This is a genomic window from Pseudomonas jinjuensis, assembly GCF_900103845.1.
Taxonomy (GTDB): Bacteria; Pseudomonadota; Gammaproteobacteria; order Pseudomonadales; family Pseudomonadaceae; genus Pseudomonas; species Pseudomonas jinjuensis.
Genome location: NZ_FNIJ01000008.1, coordinates 235,067 through 250,099 on the forward strand (window position 1 = coordinate 235,067; position 15,033 = coordinate 250,099).

The following is a 15,033-nucleotide window of genomic DNA, read 5'->3' on the forward strand; positions in this document are numbered from 1 at the left end:
ACCGCAAGCCTGCGATGAGTTCAACGCAGGGTGTTCTTCGCAGGAGCGGGCCATGCGCGCGCCATCGGCGCCGCCGGCATTTCGCGGGCATGGCCCGCTCCTGCGCCTATTGCCTCACCTCAATGCAGGATCTGGCTGAGGAACAGCTTGGTCCGGTCCGACTGCGGGCTGTCGAAGAACTGGTCCGGCGGCGCCTGTTCGACGATCTCGCCCTTGTCCATGAAGATCACCCGGTTCGCCACGGTGCGGGCGAAGCCCATCTCGTGGGTCACGCAGAGCATGGTCATGCCGCTCTGCGCCAGGCCGATCATGGTGTCCAGCACCTCCTTGACCATCTCCGGGTCGAGCGCCGAGGTCGGTTCGTCGAACAGCATGATCTTCGGCTTCATGCACAGCGCGCGGGCGATCGCCACGCGCTGCTGCTGGCCGCCGGAGAGCTGCCCCGGATACTTGCCGGCCTGCTCCGGGATGCGCACCCGCTCCAGGTAGTGCATGGCGACTTCCTCGGCCTGGCGCTTGGGCATCTTGCGCACCCACATCGGCGCCAGGGTGCAGTTCTGCAGCACGGTCAGGTGCGGGAACAGGTTGAAGTGCTGGAACACCATGCCGACCTCGCTGCGGATCGCCTCGATCTGCTTGAGGTCGTTGGTCAGTTCGGTGCCGTCGACGACGATGGTGCCCTGCTGGTGCTCCTCCAGCCGGTTGATGCAGCGGATGGTGGTGGACTTGCCCGATCCCGACGGCCCGCAGAGGACGATGCGCTCGCCCTGCTGCACGGTGAGGTTGATGTCCTTGAGCACGTGGAACTGGCCGTACCACTTGTTCACGCCCTTCATCTCGATCATCACGTGATCGCCGACTTTCGCTGCGGTCTTGCCGTTCGCTTCAGCCATCGAATTGCTCCTAACGCTTGTGGCCAGTGTCCAGCCTGCGCTCGATGTGCATCGAGTAGCGGGACATGCCGAAACAGAAGATCCAGTACACCAGCGCGGCGAACACGTAGCCCTCGGTGGACATGCCCAGCCAGGCCGGGTCCGCGGTCGCGCGCTTGATGCTGTTGAGGAAGTCGAACAGGCCGATGATGATCACCAGGCTGGTGTCCTTGAACAGGGCGATGAAGGTGTTGACGATGCCCGGGATCACCAGCTTCAGCGCCTGCGGCAGGATCACCAGGCCCATCATCCGCCAGTAGCCCAGCCCCATGGCCGCGGCGGCCTCGTACTGGCCCTTGGGGATCGCCTGCATGCCGCCGCGCACCACCTCGGCGATGTAGGCGGCCTCGAACAGCACCACCATCACCATGGCCCGCAGCAGCTTGTCCAGGTTCATCCCCTCGGGGAGGAACAGCGGCAGCATCACCGAGGACATGAACAGCACGGTGATCAGCGGCACGCCGCGCCAGAACTCGATGGTGGTGACGCAGATGACCTTGATCGCCGGCAGTTTCGAGCGCCGCCCCAGCGCCAGCAGGATGCCCAGCGGCAATGCCCCGCAGATGCCGACCGCGGCGATCACCACGGTGAGCATCAGCCCGCCCCATTGACTGGTCCCCACGTTTTCCAGACCGAGGAAGCCGCCGTGCAGCAGCCAGTAGGAGACGATCGGCAGGGCGATCAGGTAGGCGATGCCGTACTTCAGCTTGTACTCGAAGCGCTTCATGAACAGCGGCGCCGCGCCGAAGATCACCAGCAGCACGGTGAGGTCCACCCGCCAGCGCAGTTCCTCGGGGTAGAAGCCGTACATGAACTGGCCGAAGCGGGTGGCGATGAACACCCAGCAGGCGCCCTCCCGCGAGCAGTCGGCGCGGCTGGTGCCGACCCAGTCGGCCTTGACGATCGCCCACTCGATCACCGGCGGCACGATCAGCCAGACCAGGTACAGGCCGATGAAGGTCAGCAGGGTGTTGAACCAGCCGGAAAACAGGTTCTTGCGCAACCAGCCGAGCACGCCGACGCTCATCGCGGGTGGCGGCAGGTCGGGCCGGAAAGTGTGTGTGCCCATGCTCGGCCTCCTAGCGTTCGACGAGCGCCATGCGCTTGTTGTACCAGTTCATCAGCAGCGAAATGCTGATGCTGATGGCCAGGTACACGCTCATGGTGATGGCCATGGTCTCGATCGCCTGGCCGGTCTGGTTGAGTACGGTGCCGGCGAACAGCGACACCATGTCCGGATAGCCGATGCCGGCGGCCAGCGAGGAGTTCTTCGCCAGGTTCAGGTACTGGCTGGTCAGCGGCGGGATGATCACCCGCAGCGCCTGCGGGATGACCACCAGGCGCAGGATCTTGCCGGGCGCCAGGCCGAGCGAACTGGCCGCCTCGGTCTGCCCGTGGCTGACCGCCTGGATGCCGGAGCGCACGGTCTCGCCGATGAAGGCGGCGGTATAGATCGACAGCGCCAGCACCAGCGACACCAGTTCGGGGATCACCACCCAGCCGCCGCGGAAGTTGAAGCCCTGCAGCACCGGCATGTCCCAGTGGAACGGCGTCCCGGCGAACAGCGCGGTGAGCGTCGGCAGCAGGATCAGCAGCGCCAGGCCGCTGAGCAGCACCGGGAAGGTCTTGCCGGTGGCATGCCGCCGGGCCTTCGCCCAGCGCCAGATCACCGCCCAGCCGGCGATGGCCAGGATCAGCGCGACGATGAACGGGCCGAAGCCGTCGGCGGCGACCGGCGCGGGCATCTGCATGCCGCGGTTGTTGAGGAAGAACAGCCCGCCGAAACTGATGCTCTGCCGCGGCCCCGGCAGCGGGCCGATCACGGCGAAGTACCAGAAGAAGATCTGCAGCAGCGGCGGGATGTTGCGGAAGGTCTCGATGTAGATGGTGGCGAGCAGGCGGATCAGCCAGTTCTTCGACAGCCGCGCGATACCGAGGATGAAGCCGAGGATGGTGGCGAAGAAGATGCCGATCACCGTGACCAGCAGGGTGTTGAGCAGGCCGATGACGAACACCCGGCCGTAGGTGTCGGCCTCGGTGTAGTCGATCAGGTGCTGGGAAATGCCGAAGCCGGCGCTGTTCTGCAGGAAGCCGAAGCCGGACTGGATGCCGCGGTGGGCGAGGTTGGTCTGGGTGTTGTCGAACAGGAACCAGCCACAACCGACGACCAGGATGACGGCGATGATCTGGAAGGCCCAGGCGCGTACCTGTGGATCGTTGAGCGACAATCCACGCGACGGGCGCCGGGCTTTGCTGGGATTATCCATCAATGGCCCTCTTGGAGGCCTGCCGGCGCGTGAGGCACGGCATCCGTCCGCGCGCCGGAGGCAACTCGTTGCCGAAACAAGAACCGGCGCCCGTCAGCGGACGCCGGCATGGGGTTCAGCGCACCGGCGGTGCGTACTGCACTCCACCCTTGTTCCACAGGGCGTTGAGGCCGCGCTGGATCTTCAGATCGCTGCCGGCGCCGACGTTACGGTCGAAGATCTCGCCGTAGTTGCCTACCTGCTTGATGACCTTCACCGCCCAGTCCTTCGGCAGCTTCAGGTCCTTGCCGTAGTCGCCCTCGGTACCCAGCAGGCGGGCGATGTCCGGGTTCTTGGTGGTCTTGGCGGTTTCCTCGACGTTCTTCGAGGTGATGCCCATCTCCTCGGCATTGAGCATGGCGAACAGCGTCCAGCGGACGATGTCGAACCATTCCTCGTCGCCCTGGCGCACGGCCGGGCCGAGCGGCTCCTTGGAGATCACTTCCGGCAGCACCACGTACTCGTCCGGCTTGGCCAGCTTGATGCGCTGGGCGTAGAGCTGCGACTGGTCGGAGGTCAGCACGTCGCAGCGGCCGGATTCCAGCGACTTGGCGCTCTCGTCCGAGGTGTCGTAGGTGATCGGGGTGTACTTGAGGTTGTTGGCGCGGAAGTAGTCGGACAGGTTCAGCTCGGTGGTGGTGCCGGCCTGGATGCACACGGTGGCGCCGTCGAGCTCCTTGGCGCTGCTCACGCCGAGCTTCTTGTTCACCAGGAAGCCCTGGCCGTCGTAGTAGGTCACGCCGGCGAAGTTCAGGCCCATGGCGCTGTCGCGGGAACTGGTCCAAGTGGTGTTGCGCGACAGCACGTCGATCTCGCCGGACTGCAGCGCGGTGAAGCGTTCCTTGGCGGTCAGCGGACTGAACTTGACCTTGTTCGCGTCGCCGAACACCGCGGCGGCGATGCCACGGCAGACGTCCACATCGATGCCCTTGTACTTGCCCTTGGCGTCGGCGAAGGAGAAGCCCGGGAGGCCATCGCTGATGCCGCACTGCACGTAGCCTTTGCTCTTCACCGCATCCAGGGTGGCGCCTGCGTGCGCGAGGCCGCTGATGCCGAAAACGGTTGCGGCGGTCAGCACTGCCAGAGTGGATTTCACCATCTTCATCGTCTTCTCCAGTTGCTCTTTTTTAGTGTTTGGAGTCGGTACCACCGCCGTACCCTCATGAGGCGCGTTCGCCGCTGCGAACGGAGTGGTCCTCAGGGGAGTCTAGCCGGCTATCGGGATACGTCCCGCTTCGCATGGCCAGTCGCTCCCGTGCCCGTTGATCGAACGGGCACGCACCCGGGGCGGGCCGGTGACGGCCTTTCCCCGGCGAGCTGCCGCGCCCCGCTTCCGTTACGGCTTTTCCGGATGGGGTCGGATAAAGTGTTACCCGGAAGCGGGGCGCCCCAGCCTGGAGCCTCTGATAGCAAGGCCCGTACCATCCGGCCGCGCTGCCGCCCGATCCGGCGAGTCAAGCTCCCGCCCTTGCGACGATGCGACAACTTCTTGCACCTGACGCACATTCCCATCGATTGCCTGCGCCCTTCGGCGGGGCACACGCCTCATTCTGGAGCCGCCATGAACCAACCCCTGATCCTTGAGCCTAGCCAACCTGCCGACGGGTGCGTCATTTGGTTGCACGGACTGGGCGCCGACCGTTACGACTTCCAGCCGGTAGCGCAGATGCTGCAGCGCGTCCTGCCGCGCCTGCGCTTCGTCCTGCCGCAGGCGCCGACCCGCCCGGTGACCGTCTTCAACGGCATGCCGGCACCGAGCTGGTACGACATCCTCGCCATGCAGCCGGCGCGGGCCATCGACGAGGCGCAGCTGGAGGAGTCGGCGCAGCAGGTCATCGCCCTGATCGAGGAACAGCTGGCCGCGGGCATCGCGCCACGGCGCATCGTCCTCGCCGGCTTCTCCCAGGGCGGCGCCGTGGTCCTGCACACCGCCCTCCACCGCTGGCAGGGCGAACTGGGCGGGCTGATGGCGCTGTCCACCTACGCGCCGACCTTCGACGCCGGCCTGCAGCTTTCCGCAGAGCGGCAGCGACTGCCGGTGCTCTGCCTGCACGGCAGCGCCGACGACGTGGTGGCACCCGCGCTGGGCCGCGCCGCCCACGACTTCCTGCTGGCCCAGGGCGTGCCGGTGGAGTGGCACGACTACCCGATGGCGCACGAGGTGGTGCTGGAGGAAATCGAGGACATCGCCGCCTGGCTGCAACGGATTCTGTAACCGTCGTGCCAACTTGCGGAGCGCTTCCAACCGCCGGTCGGGCCGCCATGGATGCGAATTGCCAGTATTCCAAACTGGTTAATACTCAGGGTTCAGTGTGCGAAGGGGACTACAGGGAGAGTCGGTCGTGCACATATACGGAAACAGCACTTCGTCTCGTGTCCGCGTGCCATGAAAGCGACCCGTTGGCAGGAAGACGTCCAGCAGCTCCAGCATTTCAGACTGTTCCAGAACGTGGCTGCGGCCAGCCTGGAACAGCTTCTGACGGATTTCTGCGCCTGCGAGCTGGAAACCGGTGAAGTGGTGCTGACGCCGTTCAGCCGCAACAACTTCCTTTATATGGTCCTGCGCGGCGAGCTGAAGGTTTACCTCGGTTCGCTGGACAACCATCCGGTCAGCGTCGTGCCGCCGGGCGAGTGCGCCGGGGAAATCAGCTTCATCGACAACAACTTCCCGTCCGCCTACGTGGTCGCCAGCCAGCCCACCATCGTGCTGCGCCTGCATCGCGAATCGTTGCTGGGGCTGATGCAGCGCTGCCCGGAATTCATGCAGAACCTGCTGGAGCTGCTGTGCCAGCGGGTCCGCCAGGGCAACCGGATCATCCTCGACACCGAGGCCAACGCCAACATCGATACCCTCACCGGGCTGTTCAACCGGCGCTGGCTGGAGCACGTCTACGACCGGGAGAAGGCCCGCTGCGTGCTGAACATGCAGCCGCTGTGCATGCTCATGCTGGATGTCGACCACTTCAAGGACTACAACGACCAGCACGGCCACCTGGCCGGCGACTACGCACTGATCCTCGTCGCCCACACTTTCCGCAACCAGCTGCGCCCCAAGGACAGCATGGCGCGCTTCGGCGGGGAGGAATTCGTCATCCTCCTGCCGGAGGTCGGCATCGACGAGGCGCGCAGCATCGGCGACCGGCTGCGCCTGAGCCTGGAGCACGTCACCTCCTTCTATTCGCCGGTCGGCGTGCTGCCGGGGGTCACGGTGTCCCTCGGCGTCGCCCAGATGGATGGCTGCGAGACCCTGGCGAGCCTGATCCTGCGCGCCGACAACGCGCTCTACCAGGCCAAGCAGTGCGGCCGCAACTGCCTCTGCGGCTGATCGGAAGCAGGGAATCCCGCTCTCCTGCAAGCACGGATTTCTCCCGGCTGGCAACATGCTTTACACTGGCGACCGCTCATTCCTTAACCACTACGAGATCACCGTGCTCAAAGCACTCAAGAAAATCTTCCGCAAGGGCGAGGGCGATCAGCCCACGGCCACTCCCGCCGCCCCTGCTCCTGCCGCCGAAGCCGCCGCCGACAGCGGTGAAAAACGCCAGCGCAAGCCGCACACACCCCGCCCGGAAGGCGAGGCCTCGCGCCCGCCGAAAGCCGCCAAGCCACGCGCCGAGAAGGCCATCGACAAGCCCGGCGAAAAGGCCGACAAGCCCAGGGACAGCAAACCGCGTAGCGACAAGCCACGCCGCGAACGCACTCCCAGGCCCCCGCTGGTGGACAACTGGAAGCTAGAGGACTTCGTCGTCGAACCGCAGGAAGGCAAGACCCGCTTCCACGACTTCAACCTCGACCCGCGGCTGATGCACGCCATCCACGACCTCGGCTTCCCCTACTGCACGCCGATCCAGGCGCAGGTGCTGGGCTTCACCCTCAGGGGCCAGGACGCCATCGGCCGCGCCCAGACCGGCACCGGCAAGACCGCCGCGTTCCTCATCTCGATCATCACCCAGCTGCTGCAGACCCCGCCGCCGAAAGAGCGCTACATGGGCGAGCCGCGCGCGCTGATCATCGCGCCGACCCGCGAGCTGGTGGTGCAGATCGCCAAGGACGCCGTCGGCCTGGCCAAGTACACCGGCCTGAACGTCATGAGCTTCGTCGGCGGCATGGACTTCGACAAGCAGCTGAAGACCCTGGAATCGCGCTTCTGCGACATCCTGGTCGCCACCCCGGGCCGCCTGCTGGACTTCAACCAGCGCGGCGAGGTGCACCTGGACATGGTCGAGGTGATGGTGCTGGACGAGGCCGACCGCATGCTCGACATGGGCTTCATCCCGCAGGTCCGCCAGATCATCCGCCAGACCCCGTACAAGGGCGAGCGCCAGACCCTGCTGTTCTCCGCGACCTTCACCAGCGACGTGATGAACCTCGCCCAACAGTGGACCGTCGAGCCGGCCATCGTCGAGATCGAGCCGGAGAACGTCGCCAGCGACACCGTCGAGCAGCACGTCTACGCGGTGGCCGGCAGCGACAAGTACAAGCTGCTGTACAACCTGATCGCGCAGAACAACTGGGAACGGGTGATGGTCTTCGCCAACCGCAAGGATGAAGTCCGCCGCATCGAGGAACGCCTGACCAAGGACGGCATCAGCGCCGCGCAGATGTCCGGCGACGTGCCGCAGCACAAGCGCATCAAGGTCCTGGAAGGCTTCCGCGAGGGCAAGATCCGCGTGCTGGTCGCCACCGACGTCGCCGGCCGCGGCATCCATGTCGAAGCCATCAGCCACGTGATCAATTTCACCCTGCCGGAAGATCCGGACGACTACGTCCACCGCATCGGCCGCACCGGCCGCGCCGGCACCACCGGCACTTCGATCAGCTTCGCCGGCGAGGACGACGCCTTCGCCCTGCCGCCGATCGAGGAACTGCTCGGCCGCAAGATCAATTGCGAAATGCCGCCGACCGAACTGCTCAAGCCGGTGCCGCGCAAGCATCACTGAGCCGAGCGGCAGTGAAGAAAGGCGAAGCCGGCAGGCTTCGCCTTTTTTGTTGGTACGGCGCCAATCGGTCCCACGCTCCCGCGTGGGAATGCATCCCGGGACGCTCCTGCGTCCGGACTCGGCAACGCAAAGCCGACTCCCTGTAGGAGCGAGCTTGCTCGCGAACCGAGGTGGCATTCATTCGCGAGCAGGAACTAGCCGCCCCCCTCGCTCCTACCGTACAGCCTGCAGGCGTACACTCCGGAGCGTTACCCCATCGGGAAAGGAGCCCCGCCATGTCCCTCAAGTTCGACGCCCAGGACCTCGCCCGCGCCGTCGCCGCCGGCATCCTCCAGCCCGGGCAGGACCAGCGCCTGCTGGAATTCCTCCGCCAGCAACCGGAAAGCCGCGCAAGCTTCCAACTCGCCCACGTCGCCTACTACTTCGGCGCCCTGCTGATCATGGGCGCCATGGGCTGGCTGCTCACCGAGGCCTGGATGAACGTCGGCGACGTCGCGCTGCTGGCCATCGCCCTGATCTACATGGTCCTGTTCACCCTCACCGGGCTGAACCTGTGGCAACGCGGGCTGCAGATCCCCGGCGGGCTGCTCGGCGCCGTGGCGGTGGGCCTGACGCCGCTGGCGGTGTTCGCCATCGAGCGCCTGACCGGCATCTGGCCCATGGACGACGCCCAGGCCGACTATCACGACTACTACAGGTACGTGCAGGGCGGCTGGCTGCTGATGGAAGTCGCCACCGTGATCGCCGGCCTGCTGATGCTGCGCCTGCTGCCCTTCCCCTTCATCGTCATGCCGATGGCGGTGGCGCTGTGGTTCATGTCCATGGACCTCACCGAGCTGGCCTACAGCAGCCCCTTCAGCTGGGACGAAAGGCGCTGGGTGTCGCTGTGGTTCGGCCTGGCGCTGATCCTCGCCAGCCTGCTGGTGGATGGCCGCAGCCGCCGGGATTTCGCCTTCTGGGGCTATTTCGCCGGCCTGTTGGCGTTCTGGGGCGGACTGAGCCTGATGGACAGCGGCAGCGAGCTGGGCAAGGCGCTCTACTGCCTGATCAACCTCGGCCTGATGGGCCTTGCGGTGCTGCTGCGGCGGCCGCTGTTCATGGTCTTCGGCGCCCTGGGCGTGGCCGGCTACCTGGGTTACCTGGCGTCCGAGGTGTTCGAGGATTCGTTGCTGTTCCCGGTGGCGCTGACCCTGATCGGCCTGGGCGTGATCGCCCTCGGCATCCTCTACCAGAAGCACCGCGACCGCATCACCGACGCCCTGCGCAATCATCTGCCAGGGGCGCTGCTGGCGTTCCTGCCGGCGCTGCGCCGCTGATCTGCCCCTCGTCCCGTTCGCGCCGCCGATCTACCCCTTCCGGGGAATCCCCGGCGCCGACGGCAATGCTTATGCTGGGTTCCAACACATGGCGACAGGAGGAGTTGGCAACGACTGAAGTATCCATGTTTTCCATTGGCAACCACGGTTAGGGCAATCCCCTTCGCCCTTGTAAGCCCCCGCGCAATGCTCATGCCGCGGGGGCTTTTTCTTTGTGGGCGCGTGTCTGGAGCATGGGAGATGGGTGACGCCGTAGGAGCGGGCCATGCCCGCGACATCGGCGGAGCCGGGCTTTCGCGGGCATGGCCCGCTCTTACGCCTGACTCTGCTGCAGAGACGTAGGGTGGATGAGGCTTTTTTCATTCACCTGCGGGGCCGCATGCGCGGCCATGGTGGATCGGTGGAGCGTGATCCACCCTACGCGGGCAGCCCACCGACAGAGTGGACGCGGGAGCGTCCGGGGAGGCGTTCCCACGCGGGAGCATGGGAACGATATGGATCAGCCGCCGCTCATGTTCATGAAACGCAGCACCTGCACCTCGCCGCCGGTGGCGAACTCGTGGCGCGCGGGTTTGCGTTGCAGGGCGGCGTAAATGGCGTCGATCACCGGCTGGTCGCCGAGCGGATGGCGGCGTAGCAGGCCGCGCATGTCCAGCGAGTTCTCGTGGCCGAGGCAGAGCAGCAGACGGCCTTCGGCGGTCAGGCGCAGGCGGTTGCAGGTCGAGCAGAAGTTGTGCGAATGCGGCGAGATGAAGCCGATGCGGGTCTGTGGATGGTCGGCGAGCCGCACGTAGCGCGCCGGGCCGCCGCTCTGCTCGGCGCTGTCCAGCAGTTCATGGCGCTCGGCGATGAGGGCTCGGACTTCTGCGCTGGAGCAGAAGCTTTCCTCGCGCTCGCGGCCCACCTGCCCCAGCGGCATTTCCTCGATGAAGCTGATGTCCAGGCCATGCTCGATGGCGAAATCCACCAGCGCCGGGACTTCGTCGGCATTGCGGCCCTTCATCACCACCGCGTTCAGCTTGATGCCGGTGAAGCCGGCGGCCTGCGCGGCGTCGATGCCGGCCAGCACCTGGCGCAGCTCGCCGGTGCGGGTGATGGCGCGGAAGCGTTCCGGGTCGAGAGTGTCCAGGCTGATGTTCAGCCGTTTAAGCCCGGCGTCGTGCAGGGCGCGGGCATGGCGGACCAGTTGCGAGCCATTGGTGGTCATGCACAACTCACGCAGTCCCGGCAGCGCGGCCAGGCGCTCGCACAGACCGACGATGCCCGGCCGCACCAGCGGCTCGCCACCGGTGAGGCGCAGCTTGCGCACGCCACGGGCGACGAAGATGCGCGCCACCCGTTCGATCTCTTCCAGGGTCAGCACCTGCTGGCGCGGCAGGAAGCGCATGTCCTCGGCCATGCAGTAGACGCAGCGGAAGTCGCAGCGATCAGTCACCGACAGGCGCAGGTAGTCGACATGGCGGCCGCAGCCGTCGATCCATTGGGACATGCTTTGGTGCTCCGGTGCGTTGTGTCTTGCCATCGGTGTGGGCGGGTTCCCTCACCCCTGCCCTCTCCCGGAGGGAGAGGGGGTTACTGCGGTGCGGAAGGAAACATCGGAGTTCGCCTGCTACACCGTACAGTCCCTCTCCCTTCAGAGAGAGGGTGGCCGGCTATTGAACGAGCGGACTATCCGCCCCGTCGAAAGCGAACCCTTCGATCTCCGCCTCCCCCGCCAGCACGGCGATGTACTGGGCGATCCCCCGCTGCATCACCTGCGCCTGCAGATGCGCGGCGATCTGCGGGCGGGCCTGTTCGAAGCTCAGCGGCTCGCCGCCTTCGCGCTCCAGCAGTTCCACCACGTGCAGGCCGTAGCGGCTTTCCAGGGGCGTTTCCAGCAGCCCCGGCGCACGGCGCAGCAGGCGCTTCTCGAATTCCGGGACGGTCTGTCCCGGCTCGATCCAGCCCAGTTCGCCGCCTTCGTCCTTCGACGGGCAGGCGGAGAAGCGCATGGCTTTCTCGGCGAAACGCTCGGGATGCTCGCGCAGCTCGGCGATCAGCGCTTCGGCGGCTTCCCGCTGTTGCGCCCGGCCCTCCAGATCGTCCGGCGCGCAGGCCAGCAGCACGTGGCGCAGGCTCATCCGCCAGGGGCCGAGCAGGCGTGCGGAGTTGGCCTGGTACCAGGTCCGGCAGTTCGCCTCGTCGGCCTGCGGCACCTGCACCTCGCGTTCCAGAAGCTGGCGGATCAGCGCCTCTTCCTCGGTCTCATCGTTCTCGCGCAGGGCAACCAGGCCCAGCGCCTCGGCGCGTTGCAGCAGCAGTTGCCGCACGACCAGGGCGCGGCAGGCAGCAACCAGCGCTTCGGCATGGCTGGCGGCCGGGTGGTATTGCAGTTCGCGGGCAAGGACGTCCTCGGCGATCTCCACCCCGTTCACCTTCAGGTGCGGCAGTTCGACCTTTTCCACGCGTTCGCTGTAGTGGGAACAACTCATCTCGATAACCTCCAGGCGGTGGATAAGCCTCGCGGGCCTATCCACCCTACGGGAACCTCTGGGCGAATGACGCGCCAGCGTCATCCGCCATCACCTCACGCCACGCGGCGCTTCTGCCGCACCACCTGATAGCGCCGGCCCAGGTACCACACCGGGGCACTGACGATATGCACCAGGCGGGTGAAGGGGAACAGCACGAACAGGGTCAGGCCGAGGGCCACGTGCAGCTTGTAGACCAGGCTGACCGGGGCGATGGCCTCGGCGGCGGCCAGCGGCTGCAGGGTGACGATGGACTGCGCCCAGTCGGCCAGCATCACCATCACCGAACCTTCCATGTGATGGGTGGAAGCGACGATGGTGGACAGGCCGAGGATCAGCTGCACGTACAGCACCACCAGGATCATCAGGTCCGAGGCGTTGCCGGCGGCACGCACCCGCGCATCGGTCAGGCGGCGCAGGATCAGCCCGCTCAGGCCGATGAAGCAGAGCACGCCGAAGAAGCCGCCGGAAACCATCGCCAGCAGTTGCTTCTGCTCGGTGCTGATCAGGTGCTCATAGACCGCGTGCGGGGTCAGCAGGCCGACGAAGTGGCCGGCGAGGATGAACAGCACACCAACGTGGAACAGGTTGCTGTACACCCGCATGCCCTTCTTGCTCAGCATCTGGCTGGAGCCGGCCTTCCAGGTGTATTGCGCCAGGTCGAAGCGCGCCCAGCTGCCGACCAGGCAGATCAGCAGGGCGACATAGGGGTAGACCCCGAACATGAGTGTGTTGAACGACATGATTCAGACTCCCTGGTTCGCTGCGCGGTACTGCATCTGCGGCACCGGCTGGGCGACCCACTGCATGGGTTGTTCGATGGACTGCGAAGGACGGCGGGCGCTGGACGACGGGCAGCCGACGGCGGGCTCGGTGAAGCTCACCGGGGTTTCTTCCCAGGCCTTGTCGATGGCTTCCAGGCTGTCGTCGCGCTCTTCCTGCTGGCGGTCGCGGCGCAGGGCGGACAGGTCCGGCTGCTCGCCGCTGAGTTCCAGCAGGGTCTGGAAGATCGCGGCATAGGCGCTGTCGCGTTCCTCCAGGCGCACTTCCAGCAGGGCGAGAATGTGCGCCACCTCGGCCAGCCCGCTGCGCGCCGCCAGCGGCGACAGCAGCGAGAGGTATTCGAGGTACAGCGGCAGGTAGTCCGGCAGTTCCGGCACGTCGATTTCCAGCCCGACCTGGGTGTAGCGTTCGAGCAGGTCGACCATCGCCTGGCCGCGGTCACGGCTCTCGCCATGCACATGCTCGAAGAGCAGCAGCGACAGCGAGCGGCCGCGCTCGAACAGGCCGTCGTAGCACGCCTGCACATCCATCAGGTCGCCCTGGCAGAGTTCGGCGAGCAGCGCGGCGAGGCCGTCGCGCTGTGCTTCCGGCAGATCGGCCATGCGGATCAGGCCGTGCAGCGCCAGGCTCTCCGCGCGCACTTCGGCGCGCGGGTAGTCGAGCAGCAGGGCCATGAGTTTCAGCAGTTGGCTGTGATCGGTCATGGCGCTCACTCCTGGATCTGCACGGTCTGGATGACGTTGCGCTTGTCCACCGGCTTGCCACCGAACAGGTTGACCCCGGAGTTGCCCGAGCAGCCGTTGCCGAAGCTGAAGCCGCAGCCGGAACGCTCGGCGAAGGCATCCGACAGCGCCTCTTCGCGGTGCGCGGTGGGGATGACGAAGCGGTCCTCGTAGTTGGCGATGGCCAGGTAGCGGTACATCTCTTCCACCTGGGCCACGGTCAGGCCGACCTTGGCCAGCACGTCGAGGTCCTGGCGCCCTTCCACATGCTCGGAGCGCTTGTAGGCGCGCATCGCCAGCAGGCGCTTGAGCGCCAGCAGCACCGGCTCGGTATCGCCGGCGGTGAGCAGGTTGGCCAGGTACTGCACGGGGATGCGCAGCGACTCGACGTCCGGGATCACCCCGTCGACGCCGATATGTCCTTCAGCGGCGGCGTTCTGGATCGGCGACAGCGGCGGCACGTACCACACCATCGGCAGCGTGCGGTATTCCGGGTGCAGCGGCAGGGCCAGCTTCCAGTCCATCGCCAGCTTGTACACCGGCGACTTCTGCGCGGCTTCGATCACGCTGTCCGGCACGCCGTCCTTGCGCGCCTGTTCGATGACCTTGCGGTCGAACGGATCGAGGAAGATTTCCAGCTGCTTCTTGTACAGGTCGCGCTCGTTCTCGCAGCTCGCCACTTCGTGGATGCGGTCGGCGTCATACAGCAGCACGCCAAGGTAGCGGATGCGGCCCACGCAGGTTTCCGAGCAGACGGTCGGCTGGCCGGCCTCGATGCGCGGGTAGCAGAAGATGCACTTCTCGGATTTGCCGCTCTTCCAGTTGAAGTAGATCTTCTTGTACGGGCAGCCGGAGATGCACATCCGCCAGCCGCGGCACTTGTCCTGGTCGATCAGGACGATGCCGTCCTCCTCGCGCTTGTAGATCGCGCCGCTCGGGCAGGACGCCACGCACGCCGGGTTCAGGCAGTGCTCGCAGAGGCGCGGCAGGTACATCATGAAGGTGTTTTCGTACTCACCGTAGATGTCCGCCTGGACCTGGTCGAAGTTCTTGTCCTTGCGCCGCTTGGCGAATTCGGTGCCGAGGATTTCCTCCCAGTTCGGACCCCATTCGATCTTCTGCATGCGCTGGCCGGACACCAGCGAACGCGGCCGCGCGGTGGGCTGGTGTTCGGATTTCGGCGCGGTGTGCAGATGCTGGTAGTCGAAGTCGAAGGGCTCGTAGTAGTCGTCGATCTCCGGCAGGTCCGGGTTGGCGAAGATGTTCGCCAGCACGCGGAACTTGCCGCCGATGCGCGGGGTGATCGAGCCGTCGGAATTGCGCTTCCAGCCGCCCTTCCACTTCTCCTGGTTTTCCCATTCCTTCGGATAGCCGATGCCCGGCTTGGTTTCGACGTTGTTGAACCAGGCGTATTCCATGCCTTCACGGCTGGTCCAGACGTTCTTGCAGGTGATCGAGCAGGTGTGGCAACCGATGCATTTGTCGAGGTTCAGCACCATGCCGACTTGCGAACGAATTTTCATG

At 65.9% G+C, this 15,033-nt stretch carries 13 protein-coding genes; 4 read left to right on the forward strand and 9 right to left on the reverse strand.

All coding sequences use genetic code 11. The annotated features are described in order from the left end of the window. Nucleotides 1–119: 119 nt before the first annotated feature. The 4 genes from BLR75_RS13720 to BLR75_RS13735 form a co-directional block, all read right to left on the reverse strand. The gene (locus BLR75_RS13720; RefSeq protein ID WP_084309573.1) at nucleotides 120–893 is read right to left on the reverse strand and encodes an amino acid ABC transporter ATP-binding protein; all 774 of its coding nucleotides are present in this window, start codon (nucleotides 891–893) and stop codon (nucleotides 120–122) included. Between the two features lie 10 nt (nucleotides 894–903). Beyond that, entirely contained in the window at nucleotides 904–2,001 is a 1,098-nt protein-coding gene (locus tag BLR75_RS13725; protein WP_084309572.1) for an amino acid ABC transporter permease, read from the reverse strand. Between the two features lie 10 nt (nucleotides 2,002–2,011). Continuing rightward, the gene (locus BLR75_RS13730; RefSeq protein WP_084309571.1) at nucleotides 2,012–3,199 is read right to left on the reverse strand and encodes an amino acid ABC transporter permease; all 1,188 of its coding nucleotides are present in this window, start codon (nucleotides 3,197–3,199) and stop codon (nucleotides 2,012–2,014) included. A 115-nt stretch (nucleotides 3,200–3,314) separates the two neighbouring features. Next, the gene (locus BLR75_RS13735; RefSeq protein ID WP_084309570.1) at nucleotides 3,315–4,343 is read right to left on the reverse strand and encodes an amino acid ABC transporter substrate-binding protein; all 1,029 of its coding nucleotides are present in this window, start codon (nucleotides 4,341–4,343) and stop codon (nucleotides 3,315–3,317) included. A gap of 456 nt (nucleotides 4,344–4,799) precedes the next feature. On the opposite strand from BLR75_RS13735, the gene BLR75_RS13740 reads away from it, so the two are divergent. The 4 genes from BLR75_RS13740 to BLR75_RS13755 all read left to right on the forward strand — a co-directional run bounded on the left by BLR75_RS13740 (nucleotide 4,800) and on the right by BLR75_RS13755 (nucleotide 9,494). Next, nucleotides 4,800–5,453, forward strand: a complete 654-nt coding sequence (locus BLR75_RS13740) for an alpha/beta hydrolase (RefSeq protein WP_084309569.1) — start codon at nucleotides 4,800–4,802, stop codon at nucleotides 5,451–5,453. 171 nt (nucleotides 5,454–5,624) lie between these two features. Further along, complete coding sequence (locus BLR75_RS13745; RefSeq protein ID WP_084309568.1) at nucleotides 5,625–6,563, forward strand: GGDEF domain-containing protein; 939 nt, start codon at nucleotides 5,625–5,627, stop codon at nucleotides 6,561–6,563. A 103-nt stretch (nucleotides 6,564–6,666) separates the two neighbouring features. Further along, the gene (gene rhlB / locus BLR75_RS13750; protein WP_084309776.1) at nucleotides 6,667–8,178 is read left to right on the forward strand and encodes an ATP-dependent RNA helicase RhlB; all 1,512 of its coding nucleotides are present in this window, start codon (nucleotides 6,667–6,669) and stop codon (nucleotides 8,176–8,178) included. 275 nt (nucleotides 8,179–8,453) lie between these two features. After that, nucleotides 8,454–9,494 (forward strand): DUF2157 domain-containing protein, encoded by a 1,041-nt coding sequence (locus tag BLR75_RS13755; protein WP_084309567.1) that lies wholly within the window; start codon nucleotides 8,454–8,456, stop codon nucleotides 9,492–9,494. 499 nt (nucleotides 9,495–9,993) lie between these two features. On the opposite strand, the gene moaA is transcribed toward BLR75_RS13755, so the two are convergent. From moaA to narH, 5 genes are all read right to left on the reverse strand, one after another. After that, on the reverse strand, nucleotides 9,994–10,983 hold the full coding sequence (gene moaA / locus BLR75_RS13760; protein WP_084309566.1) for a GTP 3',8-cyclase MoaA: 990 nt from the start codon (nucleotides 10,981–10,983) through the stop codon (nucleotides 9,994–9,996). 163 nt (nucleotides 10,984–11,146) lie between these two features. Then, nucleotides 11,147–11,965, reverse strand: a complete 819-nt coding sequence (locus BLR75_RS13765) for a peptidylprolyl isomerase (RefSeq protein ID WP_084309565.1) — start codon at nucleotides 11,963–11,965, stop codon at nucleotides 11,147–11,149. 95 nt (nucleotides 11,966–12,060) lie between these two features. Continuing rightward, nucleotides 12,061–12,747, reverse strand: coding sequence for a respiratory nitrate reductase subunit gamma (gene narI, locus BLR75_RS13770; protein WP_084309564.1), 687 nt, complete (start codon nucleotides 12,745–12,747; stop codon nucleotides 12,061–12,063). A gap of 3 nt (nucleotides 12,748–12,750) precedes the next feature. Continuing rightward, nucleotides 12,751–13,491, reverse strand: coding sequence for a nitrate reductase molybdenum cofactor assembly chaperone (gene narJ / locus BLR75_RS13775; RefSeq protein ID WP_084309563.1), 741 nt, complete (start codon nucleotides 13,489–13,491; stop codon nucleotides 12,751–12,753). 5 nt (nucleotides 13,492–13,496) lie between these two features. After that, nucleotides 13,497–15,032 carry a nitrate reductase subunit beta gene (gene narH / locus BLR75_RS13780; RefSeq protein ID WP_084309562.1) on the reverse strand — a complete coding sequence of 512 codons (1,536 nt, stop codon included), beginning with the start codon at nucleotides 15,030–15,032 and terminating at the stop codon, nucleotides 13,497–13,499. Nucleotide 15,033: the final 1 nt, after the last annotated feature.

Excerpts from the sequence above, each read along its gene's own strand:
- BLR75_RS13720 (WP_084309573.1), bottom strand. The coding sequence starts at position 893 with ATGGCTGAAGCGAACGGCAAGACCGCAGCGAAAGTCGGCGATCACGTG.
- BLR75_RS13725 (WP_084309572.1), bottom strand. The coding sequence starts at position 2,001 with ATGGGCACACACACTTTCCGGCCCGACCTGCCGCCACCCGCGATGAGC.
- BLR75_RS13730 (WP_084309571.1), bottom strand. The coding sequence starts at position 3,199 with ATGGATAATCCCAGCAAAGCCCGGCGCCCGTCGCGTGGATTGTCGCTC.
- BLR75_RS13735 (WP_084309570.1), bottom strand. The coding sequence starts at position 4,343 with ATGAAGATGGTGAAATCCACTCTGGCAGTGCTGACCGCCGCAACCGTT.
- BLR75_RS13740 (WP_084309569.1), top strand. The coding sequence starts at position 4,800 with ATGAACCAACCCCTGATCCTTGAGCCTAGCCAACCTGCCGACGGGTGC.
- BLR75_RS13745 (WP_084309568.1), top strand. The coding sequence starts at position 5,625 with ATGAAAGCGACCCGTTGGCAGGAAGACGTCCAGCAGCTCCAGCATTTC.
- BLR75_RS13755 (WP_084309567.1), top strand. The coding sequence starts at position 8,454 with ATGTCCCTCAAGTTCGACGCCCAGGACCTCGCCCGCGCCGTCGCCGCC.
- moaA (WP_084309566.1), bottom strand. The coding sequence starts at position 10,983 with ATGTCCCAATGGATCGACGGCTGCGGCCGCCATGTCGACTACCTGCGC.
- BLR75_RS13765 (WP_084309565.1), bottom strand. The coding sequence starts at position 11,965 with ATGAGTTGTTCCCACTACAGCGAACGCGTGGAAAAGGTCGAACTGCCG.
- narI (WP_084309564.1), bottom strand. The coding sequence starts at position 12,747 with ATGTCGTTCAACACACTCATGTTCGGGGTCTACCCCTATGTCGCCCTG.
- narJ (WP_084309563.1), bottom strand. The coding sequence starts at position 13,491 with ATGACCGATCACAGCCAACTGCTGAAACTCATGGCCCTGCTGCTCGAC.
- narH (WP_084309562.1), bottom strand. The coding sequence starts at position 15,032 with ATGAAAATTCGTTCGCAAGTCGGCATGGTGCTGAACCTCGACAAATGC.